The following is a 19,018-nucleotide window of genomic DNA, read 5'->3' as shown; positions in this document are numbered from 1 at the left end:
TCACGACCACTCGAGCTGTAGCCTGTCATCATAGGGCCACAGATCATCGTGCGGCTTCATCGTGAAGATGAAACAGCGGTTGGTGAGCAGCTCGACGCGCTCCTCCCGCGTCAGGCCATCGTCATCTTCGACCGTTGACTCCAGCGTGCCCAGGTCGCGCTTACCGTCGACGTTGTAGTACAACCTCTGGCCCACGCGATAGTCCCTGCGGAAGGCGGTACGCCACTGCGAGTTGCTGCCCCAGCCATAGGACAGGTCCTGCCCGGGGCGGTTCTTCCGCCGGTACGTCCAGTACATGGTAGATGATTCGGCGATGTCCTTGCGGATGATCTCGCGGCCGCCGCGCACACGCGCTCCGGCCCGAGAGAAGAGCATGTCACCGAGCATCAGGCACGGCCAGGAGCAGCTGACGAGCGATACCGGCTGACGGCGGTCGTCGGCGTACTCGACCGCGACGATCTCGTGATGGAACGGCGAGAACGAGGACGCCTGGACGATGGTGAGCCCCAGCGCCTCCGCGAACGCGACATACTCGACCTGGGAGATCAGCGGCCCCGGCCAGTCCGATCCGTCCGCCGTCCCGCGCTGAAATCGCAGCAGCAACGTGTCATTGACGCGACTCAAGGCATACAGCCGCCACAGGTCCTCGACGTCCACGGACGGGATGGGGCTTCCGCGCCGGGAAGCGAAGGAGCAGAGCCAGATCCGCTCGCCGGCGCTCGCCGCGAGCCAGGGCGCGAGCACGTCCGGGTAGAGCGAGCCACCGTCGTACTCGAGGAGCGAGTCATAGAGCTCACGGTAGCATGCTTGTGCGCTGTGCATTGCGTTCCTCGATACCCCTGGCGATACTGTCGTTCAGGTGCCGGTGCCAGGCCGAGCGTGGCGTAGGAGGGCGTCATCCGCGACGGCTTGTTGGCAGCGTCACCGGCCTCACGTAGGCTCCTGTTCTCGCGGGCCAAATACTTCGTCTATGCGGGCTTGGAGTAGCCTCTTGGCGTCGTCACGAAGCGGCTCACCATGAGCGCTGATAAGATGGCGAAACGGCAGGTCGGCGAGGCGGCGAAAATCAGGAATATCGGGTGTACACGCCTCTCGCCAGGTCGCGGGGATGTTCGCCGCACCGATCAACCCTTGAGCGAGGAACAGCGCGCCTGTTTCATCGGAAAAGAATGGATCGACGTGTGACCAGTTCTGGACGGCATCACAGGTAATGAGGATCCCGCCCTCCCGCGGGAGCAAAACGGCGGCTTCAGGGAACCGCGACGTCGTGAACACGAATACGATGCCTCCGTGAGCGGGAAACGGGCCCCCTGCCGCGAGCGCTCGGTCGGCAGGTCGGCCGTCGGCCGCGGCTGACTCGGGGAGCGCCCACAGGGTGGCGCCGTAACGATCGCGATAGAAGGGATCATCTCGGCCGTGGAACGCGCCGAGCCGCACGATGTGGCGGACCTGGCCGAGGGCGTCGAGCTGGCGCAACCCTTCCTCGGTCAGTCGCACGGTGTTCACGAGCGTGAGCTCTCCGTCGTGTCGGAGCACGGTCATCGTGCGGCTCGTCTGGAGATCGATCCCGGCGTGGTGAGTCCTGTTCGTACCCACGACGTAAAAGACCTCTGGGAATGCGCCCTGTACCTCGCCATGCGGCCATGCGGGGCTGTACTCGAGCATCTGGAAGGCTCCGGCGAATGATCTGGCGCTCAGCGGGGGCGCGAAGCGCTGCCCGATGGAACACCTTGTTGAACTGCGTCGTCGGTCAGAGGGGTCAGCTCCCTGGTCATCATGATCCGCGGCGAGACGTTGAACCCCTGCCCCTCATACAAAGCGATCGCTCGCTGATTGTCCGGTCGCACCATGAGATGGACGGCGTTCACGCTGCGCTCCCGCAGGTGTTGTACGGTCGATTCCAGCAGGGTCCGCCCGAGGCCCCGCCGTCGTGACCCAGGCTCCACGAAGATTTCTGTCACGAAGGCATCACGCCCCGCGAACTCAAGATCATACCCGAACGTGGCCAGGCTATAACCGACGAGGGGGCGACGCGCGCCGACACGCGCAACCAGGATCAGCCCGAGGTCCTTGTCGTTGAGCACACGGTGCAGAGCGGGAATCATGGCCTCGGGCCTCCAGGGGATGCCCTCGGCCTCGTTGAAGGCGACCATCAACGGAAGGATGTCGTGCGCGTCTTCACTCCTGGCAAGGGCTATTTCTTCGAGCTCTTCCATGTTCGTTCACCCGCTCCGCTGTCTTGGTCCGCATGGCGCCGCGCCTCGGCCGCGCCACGCCTCCAGAGCTGCCCGCACGTAACCGATACTACAGGGGTCTGCGGATTCTGTCAGGCCGAGCCTTGCATCTGCCGAGCGCGGTCCTTCCGCGCCACGATCGTGCTCGCCGCGCCGGTCTTGGCCAGGGCGTGAGAACGATGCGCGCATGCTCTACAGCGACGTCTCTCGACACGCCCTCTGCCTGCTCGCAGCCGTCTCCGTCTCCACGCTCGTCGCCGGCTGCGCCGATGACGAGGCCTTGCCTCCGCACGAGGGCGATCCGGTCTGCACCGGCTGGGGCGACGAGGCGCCTGCCGACGGCGTCCTCGAGCTGCCCCGCCCGACCGGCCCGCACCCGGTCGGCACGCAGATCCGCGCCCTCACCGACAGCGCGCGTGGAGAAGAGGCGACGGAAGATCCCGACGACCGCCGGGAGCTCATGGTGCAGCTCTTCTACCCGGCCGATCCCTGCGGCACAGGGCAGATCGCGCCGTACCTGTCGCCGGAGGAAGGCGACAGCCGGCGCACGACCGGCGGCCTCCCGGCCGAGGACGGCTTCGAGGCGCGCATCCTCACGCACGCGCGCGTGGGCGTGCCGGTCGCCGGGGGCGGCGCGCCCCACCCGGTGCTCCTCTTCTCGCACGGGTTCGGGATGCTCCGCGCCGACTACACGAGCCTCCTCGAGGACCTGGCGAGCCACGGCTTCGTGGTGGCCGCCATCAGCCACACCTACGACACCGAGCTCACGGTGTTCCCCGACGGCCGCGCCGTGCCCTTCGGCTCGGTCGTCCTGACGCCGACGATGGACGCGTCGGAGGAGGAGATCGAGGCCTTTACTCAGGCGATGGGCGAGCACGTCGCGGTCTGGGCCGACGACGCGCTCTTCGTGCTCGACGAGCTCACAGCCGCCGCGCAGGACGACCCGGGCGGCCTGCTTACGGGCCGGCTCGACCTCGAGCGGATCGGCGTGCTCGGCCACTCCTACGGCGGCGCGATGGCCGCCGAGGTATGCGCCCGCGACGACCGCTTCGACGCCGGCCTCGACATCGACGGCAGGCTCTTCGGGCCGCAGGACGGCGCCGGCGGCAGGGGCCTCGCGCAGCCCTTCTTCATCATGCTCGCGGCGGACCACCCCGACGATCCGAGCATCGACGAGACCTACAACGCGCTGAACGGCCAAGGCTACCGGGCGCGGGTCGAAGACGCCGCCCACCTCACGTTCTCGGACCTGCCGATCGTCGTCGAGCACTTCCTTGGCGAAGGCGTCCTCCCGGAGCTGCTCGGCACGCTCGATCCGGCCCGCGCGGTCGAGATCACGAACGCGTACACGCGCGCCTTCGTCCAGGCGCACGTGCGCGGCGAAGCGGCCCCGCTGCTCGGCGGCCCCTCACCGGAGTACCCGGAAGTGACCTTCGAGAAGCGGCCCTGACACCGAAAGAGCCTGCTGAGCCCGCCCGTCCATGCGCCGCGCCCGCCCGTCGCGGCCCCGCGCCCGCTCGCCGGCCCCGCGCCCGCTCGCCTGGGCGCTCTGGAACGTCGAAGATGTCAACCCCCCATGTCCGCGGTACACCCACGTCGTGGGCGCTGTAGAGTCGATCCCCGGAGATCGCCGCCGTCCTCAAGCCCCTGGAGAGGTTCATGCTGACGAAGCTCAACGAGCGTGAAGCCGTCGCGTCCTGCGAGCGCTGCTGGGAGCAGGAGATCGTCCCCGCGCTGCACGACTACATCCGCATCCCCAACAAGTCGCCCGCCTTCGACCCTGCCTGGCGCGAGAACGGCCACATGGACAGGGCGGCGTCGCTCATCGCGGCCTGGTGCGAGGCGCAGCCGATCCCCGGGCTCACGGTGGAGGTGGTGCGCATCGGGAACCGCACGCCGGTGATCCTGATGGAGGTGCCGGGCACGCGCGACGACACGGTGCTGCTCTACGGGCACCTCGACAAGCAGCCCGAGATGACGGGGTGGCGCGAGGGGCTCGGCCCCTGGGAGCCCGTGCGCGAGGGCGACAAGCTCTACGGCCGCGGCGGCGCCGACGACGGGTACTCGGCCTTCGCGTCGCTCGCGGCGCTGCGCCTCCTGCACGAGCAGGGGATCCCGCACGCGCGCTGCGTGATCCTCATCGAGGGCTGCGAGGAGAGCGGCAGCCCGGACCTGCCGGCCTACATCGACGCGCTCGCGGGGCGCATCGGCAAGCCGAGCCTCGTCGTGTGCCTCGACTCCGGCTGCGGCAACTACGACCAGCTCTGGACCACGACGTCGCTCCGCGGGCTGCTCCAGGGCACGCTCGACGTGAACATCCTGCGCGAGGGCGTCCACTCGGGCGTGGGCAGCGGCGTGGTGCCCTCGAGCTTCCGGATCCTGCGGCAGCTCCTGTCGCGCATCGAGGACGAGCGGACCGGGCGCGTCCTCGTGGACGCGCTGCACGTGCAGATCCCGGAGGAGCGCGCGGCGCAGGCGCGGGCCGCGGCCGACGTGCTGGGCGAGTCGGTCGTGTGCGAGCTGCCGTGGGTGAAGGGCGCGTGCCCGGTGACCGGCGACACGGCGGAGCTCCTCCTGAACCGCACCTGGCGCCCCGCGCTCTCGGTGACGGGCGCCGACGGCCTGCCGCCCATCGCGGGCGCGGGCAACGTGCTGCGCCCGTTCACGAGGGCGAAGCTCTCGATGCGCCTGCCGCCCCGCCTCGACCCGAGGAAGGCGGCGGCGGCCCTGAAGGAGGCCCTGGAGAAGGACCCGCCTTACGGCGCGGAGGTCCGGTTCCACGTGAGCGAGCCGTCGGCCGGGTGGGACGCGCCGGCGACGGCGCCCTGGCTCGAGGCGGCGGTGCGCAAGGCGTCGAAGACGTTCTTCGACCGGCCGGCGATGGGGATCGGCGAGGGCGGGACGATCCCGTTCATGGCGATGCTGGGAGAGAAGTTCCCGGAGGCGCAGTTCCTGATCACCGGCGTACTCGGACCGCAATCGAACGCGCACGGTCCGAACGAGTTCCTGCACCTCGGCATGGGGAAGAAGCTGACCTGCTGCGTGGCGAGCGTGATCGCGGACCACGGGGCACGCGCGCGCTGAGGGGCGCGGCGGCGCGCCGTGCAGACGCGCGCGTCCACGGCGGGGGCGGTCGCAAACGGGAGCCCGCGCGCGCCGCCCGTCGACACACCGTTGACACACCGCCGGGATCGCCGTGTGCTGGGGCCGAGGAGAACATCGTGATGGGACAATTTCGATATGCCGCGCTCTGCCTCGCTGCGCTCTGCGCGGGAGGCTGCGGTTCGAGCGAAGAGCCCGGGGACACGGGCACGCCGGGCACGGGCGGCGCGGGCGGCGCGGGCGCGACCACCACCTCCCAGAGCTCGAGCTCGAGCTCGAGCGGCGCAGGCGGCGACGGTCAAGGGGGGACGGGCGGCGGGACCGCGACGACGACCGTCGTGGTGAACGAGATCTCGGCCAAGGGCGGCGACTGGATCGAGCTCGGCAACCCGGGCCCGGGCTCGGCCGACCTCGGCGGGCTCGGCCTGTGCGACTCCGACGAGAGCGGGGAGTGCAACACGGCCGACGCCCTCAGGTTCCCCGAAGGCACGCAGCTCGCCCCGGGAGCGTACCTGCTCATCCTCGGCGACCAGCTGCCCGAGGACGGCCCTGGGCCCCACACCGCGTGCCTGCCGGACGGCGGACCGAGCAGCTGCTTCTATGCGACCTGGAAGGTGAGCGCCTCCAGGGGCGAGACCGTCTACCTCATCTCCGAGAGCGACGAGGTGCTCGCCCAGCTCGAGTACCCGATCGAGGCGGCAGCCGATGGAGAGACGTGGGGCAGGTTGCCCGACCTGACCGGCGACGGCGCGACCACGGCGCCGACCCCCGGGGCGGAGAACGCGGCGCCCTGACGCCCAGCGGAGCCGCGGCCCCCTGGCGCTCCGGCTGAGCCGCGGCTCCTCCCAGGCCTCGTCGGCCATCGACGGCTATCCCGCCATGCCGAGCGGCCGTGCCGAGCAGAGCGAAGCGTGCGAAAACGTCACTGAACCGCGATGCTCATGTCACCGACGTCTGCACTCGAGATCCTTCGCGCTCCGCTGCTGCCACCGCGCCGACTCCGGGCGCCCCGTCCGAATGGAGGGCCTGCGCCAGGCGCCTTGGCACGGCGCTCTGCGGCGCCGGCGCTCGCGCTCTCGCTGCTCCTGTCGGCTTGCGGGGGCTCGGATCCACCGCAGGTGCGGGAGACGGGCTGCCCTCGTTGCACCGGGGCCGCGCGAATCGGCGCGCTCCCGCCGGGCGACATCGACGAGTGCTCCGGTGTCATCGCCAGCGGGCTGCACCCGGACACGCTCTATGTTCACAACGACCACGGCGATGACCCCCGGTTCTTCGCGATCGGGTTCGGCGGCGCGCTCCGGGCCGAGGTGACCGTGGCCGGCGCGGCCGCGGTCGACTGGGAGGACATCGCGCGCGGACCCTGCCGTTCGGGCGTGGGCAGCTGCCTCTTCCTCGCGGACATCGGCGACAACGACGGCGAGCGCGACAGCACCACGATCTACGGCGTGCCGGAGCCGGACACGCTCGGAGGAGGGCCGCTCGCCTCGACCGCCGAGGTGTTCGTGCTCTCGTACCCCGACGGAGACCACGACGCGGAGACGCTGCTCATCCACCCCGCCACCGGAGCGCTCACCATCGTGACGAAGGTCAACAAGGGCACCTCGAGCGTCTACGAGCTGCCTGCGCTGCCCGCCGCCGGCGCGCCGGCGACGCTCGTCCGGACGGGCTCCATCGAGCCGCCCGCCGGGAGCGCGCGCTTCACCAGCGGCGACGTCCACCCGGACGGCACGGGCGTGCTGCTGCGCACCTCATCCCACGTGTTCTACTACCCCATGACACCGGATCAGACGGTGGCGCAGGCGCTGGCCGAACCGCCCTGCGTGCTGCCGTCGCCCGACGAGGAGCAGGCCGAGGCGATCACGTGGGTTCCCGGTGGATGGGACTACGTGACGGTCGGTGAAGGGAAAGAGGAGCCGATCCACCGCGTGTCCTGCCAGGCGCCCTGAATGGCACCCGAGGTGCCGAGTCCGCGCTGGTCGTTGCTCGCGGCCCGATGAGGACACGGCTTCTCGGTGTACGAGGCTTTCGGTATCCTCATCCTCCTTCCACCACCGAGTCCGCAAGGAGGACCCTCATGTCGCAACACAGGAAGGCTGCGGCCGCGCTGCTCGCCATGGCGCTGCTCGATGCCGGCTGCGCGTCCCCCGAGCAGGACACGTCCTCCGGCGCGACGGGCGGCGGATCCACCTCGGTCAGCTCCGCGTCCAGCGCGAGCGGCGGAGCCTCGTCGAGCGAAGCCAGCAGCGCGTCGACAGGCCAGCCGCCCGTCACTCCGGGCGAGGTCGACTGCCGCACCCCCGGTGACGGGAAGTCCACCCTGGCCTTCGTCAACAAGTGCGACCAGCCGCTCCAGTTCCTGGGGAGCCTCATCGACGGTGGGGAGCTCGGCCCGGGGCAGTTCGCGTGCCGCGACGTGGGCACCAGCGAGGAGCCGCTGTCGTCCCTGCGCTACTGGGCATACGCCGGGTCGGACCCCGGCGGCGGCCGACACACGCTGGCCGAGATGACCCTCAACACCGATTTCAACGACTTCGATTGGTACAACATCAGCCACGTGGACGCGCACAACCTCCCGATGGCGATCGTGCCCGTCGGCCTGCCGGACTGCCGGACGCTGTCGTGCCCGACGAGCCTGCTCGCAGCGTGCCCTGAGGTGGGTCGCTACAAGGACGCGGGCGGCGCGACGATCTCCTGCGTGAGCCCTGACCGGGACGATCCCGCGAACCCCGTGGCCGCGTACTTCGAAGAGCAATGCAAGGACGCGTATTCGTGGTCCGGCGATGATCAGGAGTCGATGGCCGCCTGCGCCGGGGAAGACTACGACATCGTGTTTTGCCCCTGACGTGCTCCCTCACATCCGTGCTGCACCTGCACGTCAGGGCCGGCGCACCGCGGATTGGCACCCGAAAGGCCGCTCAGAGGGTGATCCAGAGGCCGGCGAATACGTGCTCGCCGCGGGGCGCCGGGCGGGTCACGGCACCGCGTGGCCGTCGACCCGGAGCTGGAACAGGAAGTACGGCGGGATGCAGGCGCCCTCGCCCGAGCTCGTCCTGGCGCACACGTAGTCCTCGCGGCAGGGCGCCTCGCTCGAGCAGCGCCGCAGGCCCGCGGGCGTGACGTGGCGGCTCAGGCACTCGGTGAACACCGTCCCGCGGGCGAGGCAGCGGTTGAACGGGTCGAGCACCGCGATGGCGCCGCAGACGCCCTCCTCCGGGAGCGCGACACAGCTGCTCGTGCACATGCCGCCGGGGAACCCGACGGGGCTCGTGTTGCACACCGCCGCGAGCGGGCACGCCCCGGGCTGCGCCGCCGCGGCGCGATCGCGGTGCGGGTCGGCGTGGGGGACGACGGCGCCGACCTGGCACGGATCGCCGACCTCCGGCGCCGCCGGCAGGCAGACGCCGACGGTCGCGCGGTCCTCCTGGGGCGCGTCGTACGCGGAGCACACGAGCCCTTCCGCGCAGGCCCAGGCCGCGAAGCTCGGGTCGCCCAGCCCGCAGCGCGCGCCGTACCCGCCGCGCGCGCCGTCGCCTCGCTCGGGATACGGCACCTCGTCGTCCGGGGCGGCGCCCCGAGCGATGGCCTCGACCACCGCCCGCCGGCGCGGGAGATCGCCCGCGAGGTGCGCGGACTCGACGGTGAACAGCGCGTCGTGGACGCGGCCGGGCGGCTCCTGCCCGAGCAGGTGGAAGCCGGCGACGGACCCGCTCTGGTGGCACCCGGGGCAGGTCATCTGGTCGAGCCGCCGGAGCAGCCCCTCCGGCGAGCGGACACGCGAGAGGCCGCCGAAGTCGACGCCTGCGAAGTCGCGGGGCTCGAACAGGACACGAAAGGGCCGGTTGGCGCGGCGCGCGAGCCCGTGGGGCGTCGCCGACAGCGCCTTCGTGGCGAGGAACTCCTCGGGCAGGAGCGCGGTCCCCTCGTCGAGGCGCGCGAGGTTCTCGGGGGCCGATAGCCACGCGCGCAGCCGCTCGCGCCGCGCCGGGTCGCGCGAGAGCCGGGCGACGTCGGGGGTGTTCTCGAGGGCGAGCGGCGCGTAGCGCCCGGCGCGGGCGTCCCAGCGGAAGGCGCGGAGCACGTACTCCGCGTGCCCGCCGAGGTCCGGGCGCACGGTGGAGGGCCAGCGGACGCTCTGCAGGTTCACGACGAGCCGCGCGAGGTGCGCGCGATGGGCGGCGCCCGGGGCGAGCGGGCCCTCGGGCGAGGTGAGAAAGCGGACGAGATCCGGCCCGGAGAGCGCGCCGGCGCGCGACCAGGCCTGCGCGAGCCGGCGGCACGAGAGGGCGTCGCCGGCGGGCGCGAGCAGCTCGAACGACGCGGTCATCGGGAGGCGCGAACTCGCTCCGGCCGGGGCCTCCGCGGCGTAAGCGAGCCGGTACACGAGGCGGGTCTCTCCACAGGCGGAGGCGTCGAACGGGCGGCGATCCATCCGGTTCACCACGCCGATGAGCTCGAAGCGGGCGCTCTCTGCGGAGAGCCACCGCTCGTCGAAGAGGCGGTGAGCGTGGCGGGCGACGCTGGTCCCGCTCCTCGGATCGGCGCGCTGGACCTGCCGCAGGTCGTCGGCGAGCACGCGCGCGACCGAGGCGAGCGCCGCGGTCCGGAACAGCGCGGAGAGCGAGGCCGGCGCGCGCGACGCCCCGGTGAGCACCGAGCCGAAGTCGAGGCCCGCGGCCTCGAGCTCGGCGAGCACCGCGGGATCCGTGATGAGCAGCAGAGGCCGCCCCGGCGGCGCGTTTTCCTGCGGCGCAGCGCCGGGCGCCGGCTCGCCCGCGGCCGCGCCGGAGGGCGACGGGGCCGGCGGTTGCACCCCCGCCCTCGCGACGTCCTGGCGTGACACGGAGGGGCGCTCGGACGGCCACCACGAGCACCCGGCGATGCCGGCGCCGGCCGCCAGCGCAACGAGGGCGAGGGCGTGACGGAGGCGGTGGGCGCGCATGCCGCCAGGCTACACCGACGCGCGCGGCAGCGCGCGGCGCGGGACGGCGGTCACATTGGACAGGTCATCGGGGCCGTCGGGCGCGACCAGGCGCGGACAGCGCCTCGATCCAGCCGCGAAACAGGCGGGCCTCGCCCAGGGGGAAGAAGGCGGTCGGCGGCACAGCGCCCGCGTATGGGTTGTGGAGCTCGGCGGAGTGTCGCAGGCGCGGTGGAAAGGCGCACCGCTGGTCGGGGATCTGGCGCCGCGCGGAGCAGGTTTACGCGCTCGATCTCGGCGCGTGGTCAGACATAGCCGAGCGCGTCCCTCAGCGGAATCGTGCTCTTCATGAAGGTGCCGCTGCCCTGGCCGAGCAGCTTTCCCTCGTCGTTCACAAGCGTCGACTCGGCGATGTAAAGACGCGACGACGAATGCGTCAGCCGGCCTTCCGCGCGCAGCGCGCCGCCGGTGATCGGGCGCGTGAAGTAAATGGTGAACGAGACGGTGAGGACGAAGACGTCTTCGACCGCCGAGTTCACCGCGAAGAAGGCCGCGTCGTCGAGCGCACGGAAGTAAAGAGAGCCGTGCACCGCCTGGGCGGCGTGAAAGAACTCCTGCTTCACCGGGATCGTCACGACGGCGCGACGCTCGCTGACCTCGGCTGAGGCGCCTTGCCATTGCGACACCGGGGCCGAAGCGAACATCCGCTCGAGGCGGCGGTAATGATCTGCATTGGGCATGGCCGGGAGCATGCTCCAAGAGCGGCGACAGCGAAAGCGGCAGGGCGCCGCGCGGCTCACGTGCGCGGCAGCGAGAGGATCTGCTCACCGACGCGGTTCAGGATGAGCTCGTTGCTGATCGGCGAGAGCTTGAGCAGGCGCATCGCGTCCCACATCTGGATGATGCCGTGACGCTCGTCGAACCCCAGCCCTCCCAGGGCCTGGATGGCGCAGTCGACGGCAGCCAGGCCGGTGTCGGAGGCCAGGTACTTGGCCGAGTTCGCCAGAAACTCCGCTTCCTTCGCCGGCGCGCCCTCCGAGAGCGCGCGCACCGCCCTGTCGATGAGCAGTTCCACCGCTTCGAGTCGGATCCTCACGTCGGCGAGTGGATGCTGGATCGCCTGGTAGGCGCCGATCGGCCGATCACCGAAGACCTTGCGGCCGCGGGCACGTTCGACCGCGACCGCGAGGCAGTGGTGCGCCGCGCCGAGCATCACCGACGCGATGAGGATCCGCTCGATGTTGAACCCCGCGACCAGGGCAGAGAAGCCCTGATCTGGTGCGCCGACGAGCCGATCGCGCGGGACGCGGACGTTGCGCATCGCGACGCGGTGCGGGTGGACGAGGCACTCCCCCCGGATCGGCAGCACCTCGCTCTCCAGGCCATCGCTGCCGGTGGGGACGAGGAAGAGCGAAATGCCCGCTGCTCGCGGGAGCCCGGCGCGGACGACGTCCTCGAGCGGGCGCGTGCGCGCGATGACGAGCATCTCGTGGGCGACGTCGAAGCCCGAGACGTAGCTCTTCTCCCCGGAGAGCAGGTACTCCTCGCCGTCCGCGCGAGCAACGGTGTCGATCTCCAGGACGTTGAAACCGGCGCGCGACTCCGTGACGCCGAAGCAGATGCGGCGCGCGCCCGCGGCGACCTCGGGCAGCAGCTCCGCGCGCAAGGCGGGCGACCCGTGCCGGAGGATGCAGGCAGAGCCCGCGATTGTGAGCGCCGGGAAGAGGGCAAGGAAGCCGGCCTCGCCGAGCGCGCGCATCGCCAGCGCCGCATAGGACAGACCGCGGGGCGCCTCCGCGGGCGCCTCATCGAGGATCGCGCCGAAGGCGCCGGCGCGGGTCAGCGCCGTCCAGATCGGTTCGGCAAACTCGCCGCGGCACATCTGCGCCCAGAGCCGCCCGCGATCCTCGTACACCGGCCGCAGCGCCTCCCACAGCTCGGGCCGCACATCTCGTATCATCGCTTCGCGCATCGCTTCCTCGCCGGATGGTGTGAGGGCTAGGGAGATAACCACAGGGAGGCAGGGGGCGCAGATGTTTTCATTCCATATGTATCCTCAACGCCGCCGTGGTCCGATTTCTCGGGCTCAGCGACGGCCGCGTGGCCTAGCCCGCCGGCGAGCCTGGCAGCTCGATGGCCCCGGCCGCGGCGACGATCTTCTCCGAGAGCTCGCCTTGCGCGAGCATCGCGGCCAGGGCCAGCCGCTTGAGCTTGCCGCTTGTCGTGCGAGGCACCGCGCGCTGCCCGAGGACGATCACCCGCACGCGGAAGCCGAGCTGCCGCAAGAGCTCCCCTTCGAGCCGACGGGCCCTCTCCTCCACCCCGTCCGGCGCGCGCTTCACCTCGATGGCGAGCCCCACCCCGTCCGGCGAGATCCCATCGAGCCGGAACGCCGCCTTCGCGGTGATCTCCGCGCCCTCGAAGAGGCCGCTCTGCTCGACGAACGCCTCGATGTCCTCGGGGAAGTAATTCGCGCCGCGCACGATGATGACCTCGTCCATGCGGCCGCAGATGTAGAGGTGCCCGTCGTGGACAAAGCCCAGGTCGCGCGTCCGCAGCCAGCCGTCCACGAAAGGCTGGCTCGGGCTCGAGCCCGCGGAATCGGTGTAGCCCTGCATGATGCATGGCCCTCTGGCCAGGATCTCGCCCACCTGGGGCGGCAGCTCCCAGCACTGCTCCGTCTCGGGCGGGCGCCGCAGCGTGATCTCGTGCCCCGGCAGCGGCACGCCGACGGACATGAACGGCCGCTGCCGGAAACGCGGTGCGCAGTCCGGACCGAATACCTCTGCGCCCTGGACGACGCGCGACGCGCCGAGCGGCGGGAACGTCAGCGCCAGCGTCGCCTCGGCCAGTCCGTAGACGGGAAACATGGTCGTCGCCGGGAACCCGTGCGGGCCATAGACCTGTTGAAAGCGCTCGACGTCCGCGGGCCGGACCATCTCCGCGCCGTTGAACGCGACCCGCCACCGGCGGAGATCCAGATCGCGCGCCCGCTCGGGGTCGTACTCATCGACGAGCAAGCGATAAAAGAAGTTCGGAGACGGGTTGATCGTGGCCCCGCGAGCGGCGAAACGGAGGAGCCAGCCGAGCGGATCCATGAGAAAGACCGACGGTGAGCACACCCGGAGGTTGGCTCCGCTCGCGATCGTGGCGAGCGAGCCCATCAGCCCCATATCGTGGAAGAGCGGGATCCAGAGATCGATCGTGTCCCGCGGGTTCATGTCCACGAGATGGGCGATCAGCTGGACGTTGACGCTGATGTTCTGCTCCGAGAGCACGACGCCCCGCGGGGACGAGGTGCTTCCCGACGTGTATTGGATCAACGCCGGATCGTCGAGCCGCTCCCGCTGGAGCTCCCCGCCGGCGCCCTCGCCGAGCTCGGCCACGGCCGCGAAAGTGCAGCGGGGCTGCTCCTCGGGGACAATACGCTTCCCATCGAGGCCGGCGCCGTCGATCAGGCACGCGAGCCGCGCGTCCTCGACGATGGCGGCGAAGCGCTGCGCCTCGCGCCGGCTGAGCCCGCGCCCGAAGGCCGGCACCGGCAGCGACACCGGGACGAGCCGCGCCATCAAGGCGCCGAAATAGGCCACGAAGAACTCGACGGACGAGGGCAGGTAGAGACCTATCCGCTGGCCCGCGGCGAGGCCACGTCTCCGGAGCCCGAACGCGAAACGCTGCGCGCGGCGGAGCAGCTCCGGATACTTCTCCTCCGCCTTGTCGCCCCGCGCGTCGTAGACCGTGACGCCGTTCTCCGGGGATCGCTCCGCCGTCCTCCGCAGGCAATCGACGACCGTGTCCTCCATTCGCGCGCTCATGCGCCCTCGCGCGCCGCCTGCCGCGGCTCCGCCGGGGCCGCGGCGATCCTGTCGAGGAATGCGGTGATCGGCGGCAGCGCCGCGGCAGGCGACTCGGCCACCAGCTGGTGACCGACCTCCGGCAGCGTCACGATCTCGCTCCGCGGTATCAGGTCGCGCAGCACGCGATTGTGCCGCAGGGTCATCACAATATCGGCGTCCCCGCCCAGGAGGAGCGTGGGCACCTCGATGGCGGCGAGGCGGCTCCGCGTCTCGTGGGTCTCGCAGGCGATGGTGTGCTGGACGAACGCCGCGGCGTCGAACGCCTCCTTTCGGATCATCGACTTCAGCCTCTTCATCTCCCGCGTGCGCTCGTTGCAGAAGTGCGGCGAGAAGTTCCAGAGGAACAGCTCGTCGATCAGGAGCTGCGGATCGCCCTTCTCGGCGAGCGAGCGCCAGTGCCGGAGCAGAGTCCTGCCGTATTCGTCCGTGTACGAAGCGCTCGCCGCGAGGACCAGGGCGCGCACCAGGGACGGGTGCGCGAGCGCGAGCTCCAGCGCGACGAAGCCGCCCTGGGAGTGGCCCATGACGACCGCGCCATCGATCCCGAGCGCCTTCATGAACAGGGCAATGTCCTCGGCGAGATCGGGGATGGTGAACTTACCGCTCGCCGCTTTGCCCGCGTGGCCCCGGAGATCGCAGGCGTAGACCCGGTAACGCTCCTCGAGCGCCAGGATGATCTCCAGCCATATGAAGCGGCGGTTACCCAAGCCTGGGATGAGGACGATGGGCGCGCCGCGACCGGACACATCATAGTCGAGGCAAACGCCGCTCGGCAGTTCGAGTGAGGGCATCGGGGGTCTTTCTCCCGCGGGCCGCCTCGCCGCTACGCGCCGCGTGATCGGCGGGGTGGGGCGGGCAGGCATCGGTCGCTCAGGCGCGGCGGAGCCGCTCCACGTTCACGTCGAAGGGTCGTGGGATGGTGGGCATCACAGGCACCTCGGGGGAGGCGAAGGTGCCCCCGCGCCCTGCGTACAGGCTCGTCCGCGTCGGCGGCTCGTAGACATGCGGCCCTTCCCTCTCCAGCCGCTGCATCTCGCTGTCGAACGCCTCCCGGAGGAGGCGAGCGGTGGCGAGGGCCTGCTCGTCCGGCGGGCCCACGTCGGCCTCCATCTCGGCCAGGCATCCCTCCACCGCCTTCCGGACGGCGTCATTCGGCAGGTACTCGAAGGTGTCGAGGAACAGCGGGCGGAAGGCCGCCGCGCGTCGGGCGAGCAACTCGCCACGCGCGCGCAGCCGCTCGCGGTGGGAGCGCCGCAGGTTGCGCGATCCCTCCAGCCAGGTCCTCATCATCCGATAGACGGCCGGGCCGATGGTCTCATAGATGTAATCGTACCCCTGGAAGATGAGCTCTCGCAGCTCGCCGCGGCCGAACTCCGGGTGGACGACCTGGTCGCTATAGAGGTGGGAGTCGATCAGGAGCTGATCGACGACCAGGCGGTTCTCCTGCGCCAGCCGCTCGCGGAGCGGCGTCCCGGGGCCGGCGATCAGGTTCGAGATCTGGACGGTCGAGGGGAAGAGCGAAGCGAGGTGCTCGAACTCCCCGTGCAGGTTGTCACGCCTGTGATGATCGAGTCCGGCGATGATGGATCCGGTTGTCGTCACGCCGTAGTGCTGCAGCTCCTCGAACACCTCCCGGATGGGCCGTCCCATGCTCTTGTTGAAGGGCGAGTCGGTCGACTCCACGCCGATCCACACGTGCGAGAGCCCGCTGTCGACCAGCTCCTCGATGTCGAACTGGCTCAGCGCCTTGATGGTCGCGTAGCACCCGTAGGAGAAGAGCGTCCCATGGCCGCGCGCGGCGGCGACGAAGTCGTTGATGTGACGTTTGTAGAGATAGAAGTCCTCCTCGTAGATGATGAAGTCCTTGACCCCGGCCTCGCGCTCGTAGCGCACCATGGTGTCGAGGAGCGCTTGACCGGAGCCGAGCAGCGGGACGTGCTTCCTGCCAAAATAGGCCGACGTCGAGCAGAACTCGCAGGCGTGGGGGCACCCGAAGCCGTTCACCAGGATGCCGACGCGCTTCCTCGGCAGCCCGGGGTGCTGGACTCCGACGCGCAACCCGATGTCGAAGGTGATGATCGGGTGCTCGACCGGATCCTGGAGGCTCTGCCCGAGGAACTTACGCATATAGCCGATCCCTTCCTCCTGGCAGACGCCGTCCACCTCGAGGCGCTCGAGATCGTAGAGCGCAGTGCCGAAGCCGCCGATGACGATCTTCGCCTCGGGCGCGAGCTTGCGCGCCCAGGCGACCATGTGCATGAGCTTCGGGAAGTGCAGCGTCAGGAAGGTGATCGCCACGATGTCGTAGCCCCTCCTGAGCTCCTCCTTGAACTCCTCGATCGTGGGTGTCTCCAGGACAGTGACGTCGGCGTCGACGTTGGCGGCGATGAGGTGCGGCGCCACGGTCGGGTGGTTGTCATGAAGTACAAACAACCCGGGCTCGCGGGTCAGACGGTTGGAGAAGTAGTCGAGGAACTTCTCGTCGCCGGGCAGGTTGTACTTCCCCGGCTTGGAGAACGGCCGGAAGATGGTGGTGAAGAGGATGCGCTTCTTCATGTCTAGCTCGCAGCGCGCCGCGCCTCCTCGGCTTGAGCACTTTGGACGCAACGTAGCACGTCGTTGAGCGAGCGAAGATTCCCCGCCTGCTCGCTCGGCAGCTCGATCTCGAGCTCGACCTCCAACGTGCTCAGTAGCTTGACGGCCCGCAAGCTGTCGACCCCGTAGACCTGGAAAATATCGGCGTTCATGTCCACCGTCTCTGCGGGGACCTTCTGGATTCTGGCGAAGAGTGACCTGATCAACAGCTCGAGATCCTGGCTCATGGTGTCTCCTCATGGATGCTCGCGAGGGTGCGACCGAAGGACTTCAGAAGCCACGCCTGCTCCCTGTCGGACAGCCGTAGCCCCCACACTGCGGCCAGCGCCGGGTGCAGGCGGAGGACGAACCGGTCGTACGAGGCGATGCGCCCTCGATCCGGCCGGCGTGCCCGCTGCAGGATGTCGTGCGCGATGCGGGCGGCGAGGCGGCTCGCGCCGAGAAGATCGCTCTCGAAGGACAGGAGGGGCCCGTGCTGCGGCAGAAACGCGCCGAAGTTGAGTCCGATGAACGGCACCCCGGACTCGGACGCGGCGCGCGCCATCTGCTCGACAGCGCCGTCGATGTGGAGGCAGTCGATACAGCTGATCAAACAGGCGCGGACCGCTTCCGGCGCGCGGCGCGCGGCCGGCGGGATCGCGCGCGCGGCCTGCGCGGCGCGCTCGGGATCTGCGCAGGGGTGCTCGAAGACGGCGACATCGATGAGCTCGCCGAGCCGCCTGAGGCCCGGGAAAGCCGAGAGCTCCGAGCCCGAAGGGATCCAGGCGTCTCCTCGCTCACGCGAGAGCGCGCGCTCGTAGCGCGCTCTCCGCGCCCCCTGGATGAAGGCGCTGTCCATCGAGAAGGTGCAGTGCACCTGCTCCAGATTGGGGAACAGCCGCTTGAGCAGCCGGAAATGCCGGTGCGAGCGGTAGAGCGGCATCGGCACCTCGACGCCCGAGATCCAGGGCGCGCTCGGGCGGGGGTTCACGAGCTCGCCGCAGTCCTCGATGTGCGATCCCCAGTAGACGATGGGCACGCCGGGCCCCCCGCGCTCGTCGAGGGCGCGGGCCGCGACCTCCATGACGGAGGAGCCGCAGGCGTAGACGAGCGCCGGGTCGACGGAGAGACGCTTCAGGAAGCCTGCGTGCGCCTGCAAGCTGCGCGCGTGGTGGACGACCACGTCCGCGCCGGCCCCCAGGCGGGCGAGCTCCCGCTCGAACTCCTGCACCGGCGGGTAATGGACACCCACGCCGGCGCCCACGCCGTAGGAGCTGAGGACGAGGACCCTGCTCATCCCACGATCTCATGGAAGAAACGAGCCGAGCCCTCGATGGTCTTCGGCGGGACGCCGAGTTCGAGCAGCCGCGCGCGGTTCATGGAGAAATGGGTGTCGTGGCTCCACTCCAGCGTCTGTCTCCCTTCCTCCCAGCGGCCGGAGAGAAACTCCTCGACATAACGGGCCGCGTGCTGAGCGACCCGCATGAAGGGGTTACAGAAATCCGCGACCGCGCCGGCCGCAGGCATGGTGGGGTTGTTGACCCACACCACGGGGACGTTGTCCTGCTTCGAGTGGTCGAGCAGGACGCGGGGAGCGCCGGCGATGTGGTAGGTATCATTGAAGGCGACGATCACGTCATGGACCGGCTCCTCCGGCGAGCGCGCCGGGATCGCCCGCAGGGCCTCGCGGAGCCCGGCGGCGGTCGTCAACGGGTGCTCCGCATAATCGGCGTCGATGATCCATGAGAGGTTCCGCAGGGAGGCGAAGCCGACCTCGTCGCCCTGTATCCATCCGTGCGGGCCGTGGGCGGCCACGAACCTATCGTAGCGCTCCGCCATCTCGCGATGGCAGAACGCCGTGTTGCGGGCGAACGGGATGTGAACCTTGCGGAGCTCGGGAAAGAGCCGCCGCAATATCGAGAAATTGCGCGGCGTATACGTCAAGGGCAGCTCGATGCGAACACAAACGGTGTCCGGGCGGAGGCAGTCCCGCAACGCGACCTCGTGCTCTCCATCGATGGGGTGGGCGCCGTAGTAGACGACCGGCTTGTGCTGGCCCGATTCCGAGAGGATCTTGCGGATCACTGCGCAAGCCGGCGTGCCCCCCGAGAACAAGAGGTCGACCCCCTCGCGGAGCCATCTCCGCAGCGCAGCCTCGAGATCCTCAAGCGCGTTGGAGTGGACCGCCACGAGATCATAGTCCCTGCCCTGCTTCCGTCCGCACCGGCACAGTCCGTCGATGAGCCCTACGACGGTCGGCGCATGGAGAGCGTCGACCGGATCGAGCGTGTAGCTCGACAAAACACCGATAAGAGGTTGCACATGACCTCCAG

Annotated in this window: 17 protein-coding genes; 5 read left to right on the top strand and 12 right to left on the bottom strand. The window is 70.1% G+C overall.

The genetic code is table 11. From position 1 onward, the window contains the following. From WME95_RS00915 to WME95_RS00905, 3 genes are all read right to left on the bottom strand, one after another. On the bottom strand, positions 1-822 hold the full coding sequence (locus WME95_RS00915) for a hypothetical protein (protein ID WP_437906511.1): 822 nt from the start codon (positions 820-822) through the stop codon (positions 1-3). 108 nt (positions 823-930) lie between these two features. Next, complete coding sequence (locus tag WME95_RS00910) at positions 931-1,542, bottom strand: hypothetical protein (RefSeq protein WP_437906510.1); 612 nt, start codon at positions 1,540-1,542, stop codon at positions 931-933. A 152-nt stretch (positions 1,543-1,694) separates the two neighbouring features. Beyond that, complete coding sequence (locus WME95_RS00905) at positions 1,695-2,216, bottom strand: GNAT family N-acetyltransferase (protein ID WP_437906509.1); 522 nt, start codon at positions 2,214-2,216, stop codon at positions 1,695-1,697. Between the two features lie 205 nt (positions 2,217-2,421). Between WME95_RS00905 and WME95_RS00900 the strand changes: the two genes are divergently transcribed. The 5 genes from WME95_RS00900 (at position 2,422) to WME95_RS00880 (ending at position 8,178) form a co-directional block, all read left to right on the top strand. After that, positions 2,422-3,684, top strand: coding sequence for an alpha/beta hydrolase family protein (locus WME95_RS00900; protein ID WP_437906508.1), 1,263 nt, complete (start codon positions 2,422-2,424; stop codon positions 3,682-3,684). A 209-nt stretch (positions 3,685-3,893) separates the two neighbouring features. Beyond that, the gene (locus WME95_RS00895; RefSeq protein ID WP_437548676.1) at positions 3,894-5,318 is read left to right on the top strand and encodes a M20 family metallopeptidase; all 1,425 of its coding nucleotides are present in this window, start codon (positions 3,894-3,896) and stop codon (positions 5,316-5,318) included. 140 nt (positions 5,319-5,458) lie between these two features. Further along, positions 5,459-6,130, top strand: coding sequence for a lamin tail domain-containing protein (locus WME95_RS00890; protein WP_437906507.1), 672 nt, complete (start codon positions 5,459-5,461; stop codon positions 6,128-6,130). 246 nt (positions 6,131-6,376) lie between these two features. After that, entirely contained in the window at positions 6,377-7,282 is a 906-nt protein-coding gene (locus WME95_RS00885; RefSeq protein WP_437906506.1) for a hypothetical protein, read from the top strand. Positions 7,283-7,410: 128 nt separating this feature from the next. Then, on the top strand, positions 7,411-8,178 hold the full coding sequence (locus WME95_RS00880) for a thaumatin family protein (RefSeq protein WP_437906505.1): 768 nt from the start codon (positions 7,411-7,413) through the stop codon (positions 8,176-8,178). 129 nt (positions 8,179-8,307) lie between these two features. On the opposite strand, the gene WME95_RS00875 is transcribed toward WME95_RS00880, so the two are convergent. The 9 genes from WME95_RS00875 to WME95_RS00835 all read right to left on the bottom strand — a co-directional run bounded on the left by WME95_RS00875 (position 8,308) and on the right by WME95_RS00835 (position 19,007). Continuing rightward, positions 8,308-10,275 carry a hypothetical protein gene (locus WME95_RS00875; protein WP_437906504.1) on the bottom strand — a complete coding sequence of 656 codons (1,968 nt, stop codon included), beginning with the start codon at positions 10,273-10,275 and terminating at the stop codon, positions 8,308-8,310. 284 nt (positions 10,276-10,559) lie between these two features. Next, complete coding sequence (locus WME95_RS00870; RefSeq protein ID WP_437906503.1) at positions 10,560-10,994, bottom strand: PaaI family thioesterase; 435 nt, start codon at positions 10,992-10,994, stop codon at positions 10,560-10,562. Positions 10,995-11,050: 56 nt separating this feature from the next. Beyond that, positions 11,051-12,202, bottom strand: coding sequence for an acyl-CoA dehydrogenase family protein (locus WME95_RS00865; protein ID WP_437906502.1), 1,152 nt, complete (start codon positions 12,200-12,202; stop codon positions 11,051-11,053). Positions 12,203-12,359: 157 nt separating this feature from the next. Next, complete coding sequence (locus tag WME95_RS00860; RefSeq protein WP_437906501.1) at positions 12,360-14,057, bottom strand: AMP-binding protein; 1,698 nt, start codon at positions 14,055-14,057, stop codon at positions 12,360-12,362. A gap of 8 nt (positions 14,058-14,065) precedes the next feature. Next, positions 14,066-14,902, bottom strand: coding sequence for an alpha/beta fold hydrolase (locus WME95_RS00855; RefSeq protein WP_437906500.1), 837 nt, complete (start codon positions 14,900-14,902; stop codon positions 14,066-14,068). A gap of 79 nt (positions 14,903-14,981) precedes the next feature. Continuing rightward, entirely contained in the window at positions 14,982-16,667 is a 1,686-nt protein-coding gene (locus WME95_RS00850) for a B12-binding domain-containing radical SAM protein (RefSeq protein WP_437906499.1), read from the bottom strand. 2 nt (positions 16,668-16,669) lie between these two features. Further along, a complete protein-coding gene (locus tag WME95_RS00845) occupies positions 16,670-16,933 on the bottom strand; it encodes an acyl carrier protein (RefSeq protein WP_437906498.1) in 264 nt (87 codons plus the stop codon). Then, positions 16,930-17,982, bottom strand: a complete 1,053-nt coding sequence (locus WME95_RS00840) for a hypothetical protein (RefSeq protein ID WP_437906497.1) — start codon at positions 17,980-17,982, stop codon at positions 16,930-16,932. The genes WME95_RS00845 and WME95_RS00840 overlap by 4 nt, the downstream gene beginning before the upstream one ends. After that, positions 17,979-19,007, bottom strand: a complete 1,029-nt coding sequence (locus WME95_RS00835) for a hypothetical protein (RefSeq protein WP_437906496.1) — start codon at positions 19,005-19,007, stop codon at positions 17,979-17,981. Before WME95_RS00835 ends, WME95_RS00840 begins: the two co-directional genes overlap by 4 nt. Between the last annotated feature and the right edge of the window lie 11 nt (positions 19,008-19,018).

This window comes from Sorangium sp. So ce327 (genome assembly GCF_051530205.1).
Classification (GTDB): Bacteria; Myxococcota_A; Polyangia; order Polyangiales; family Polyangiaceae; genus Sorangium; species Sorangium cellulosum_B.
This window is presented reverse-complemented; position numbering and strand designations above follow the sequence as displayed.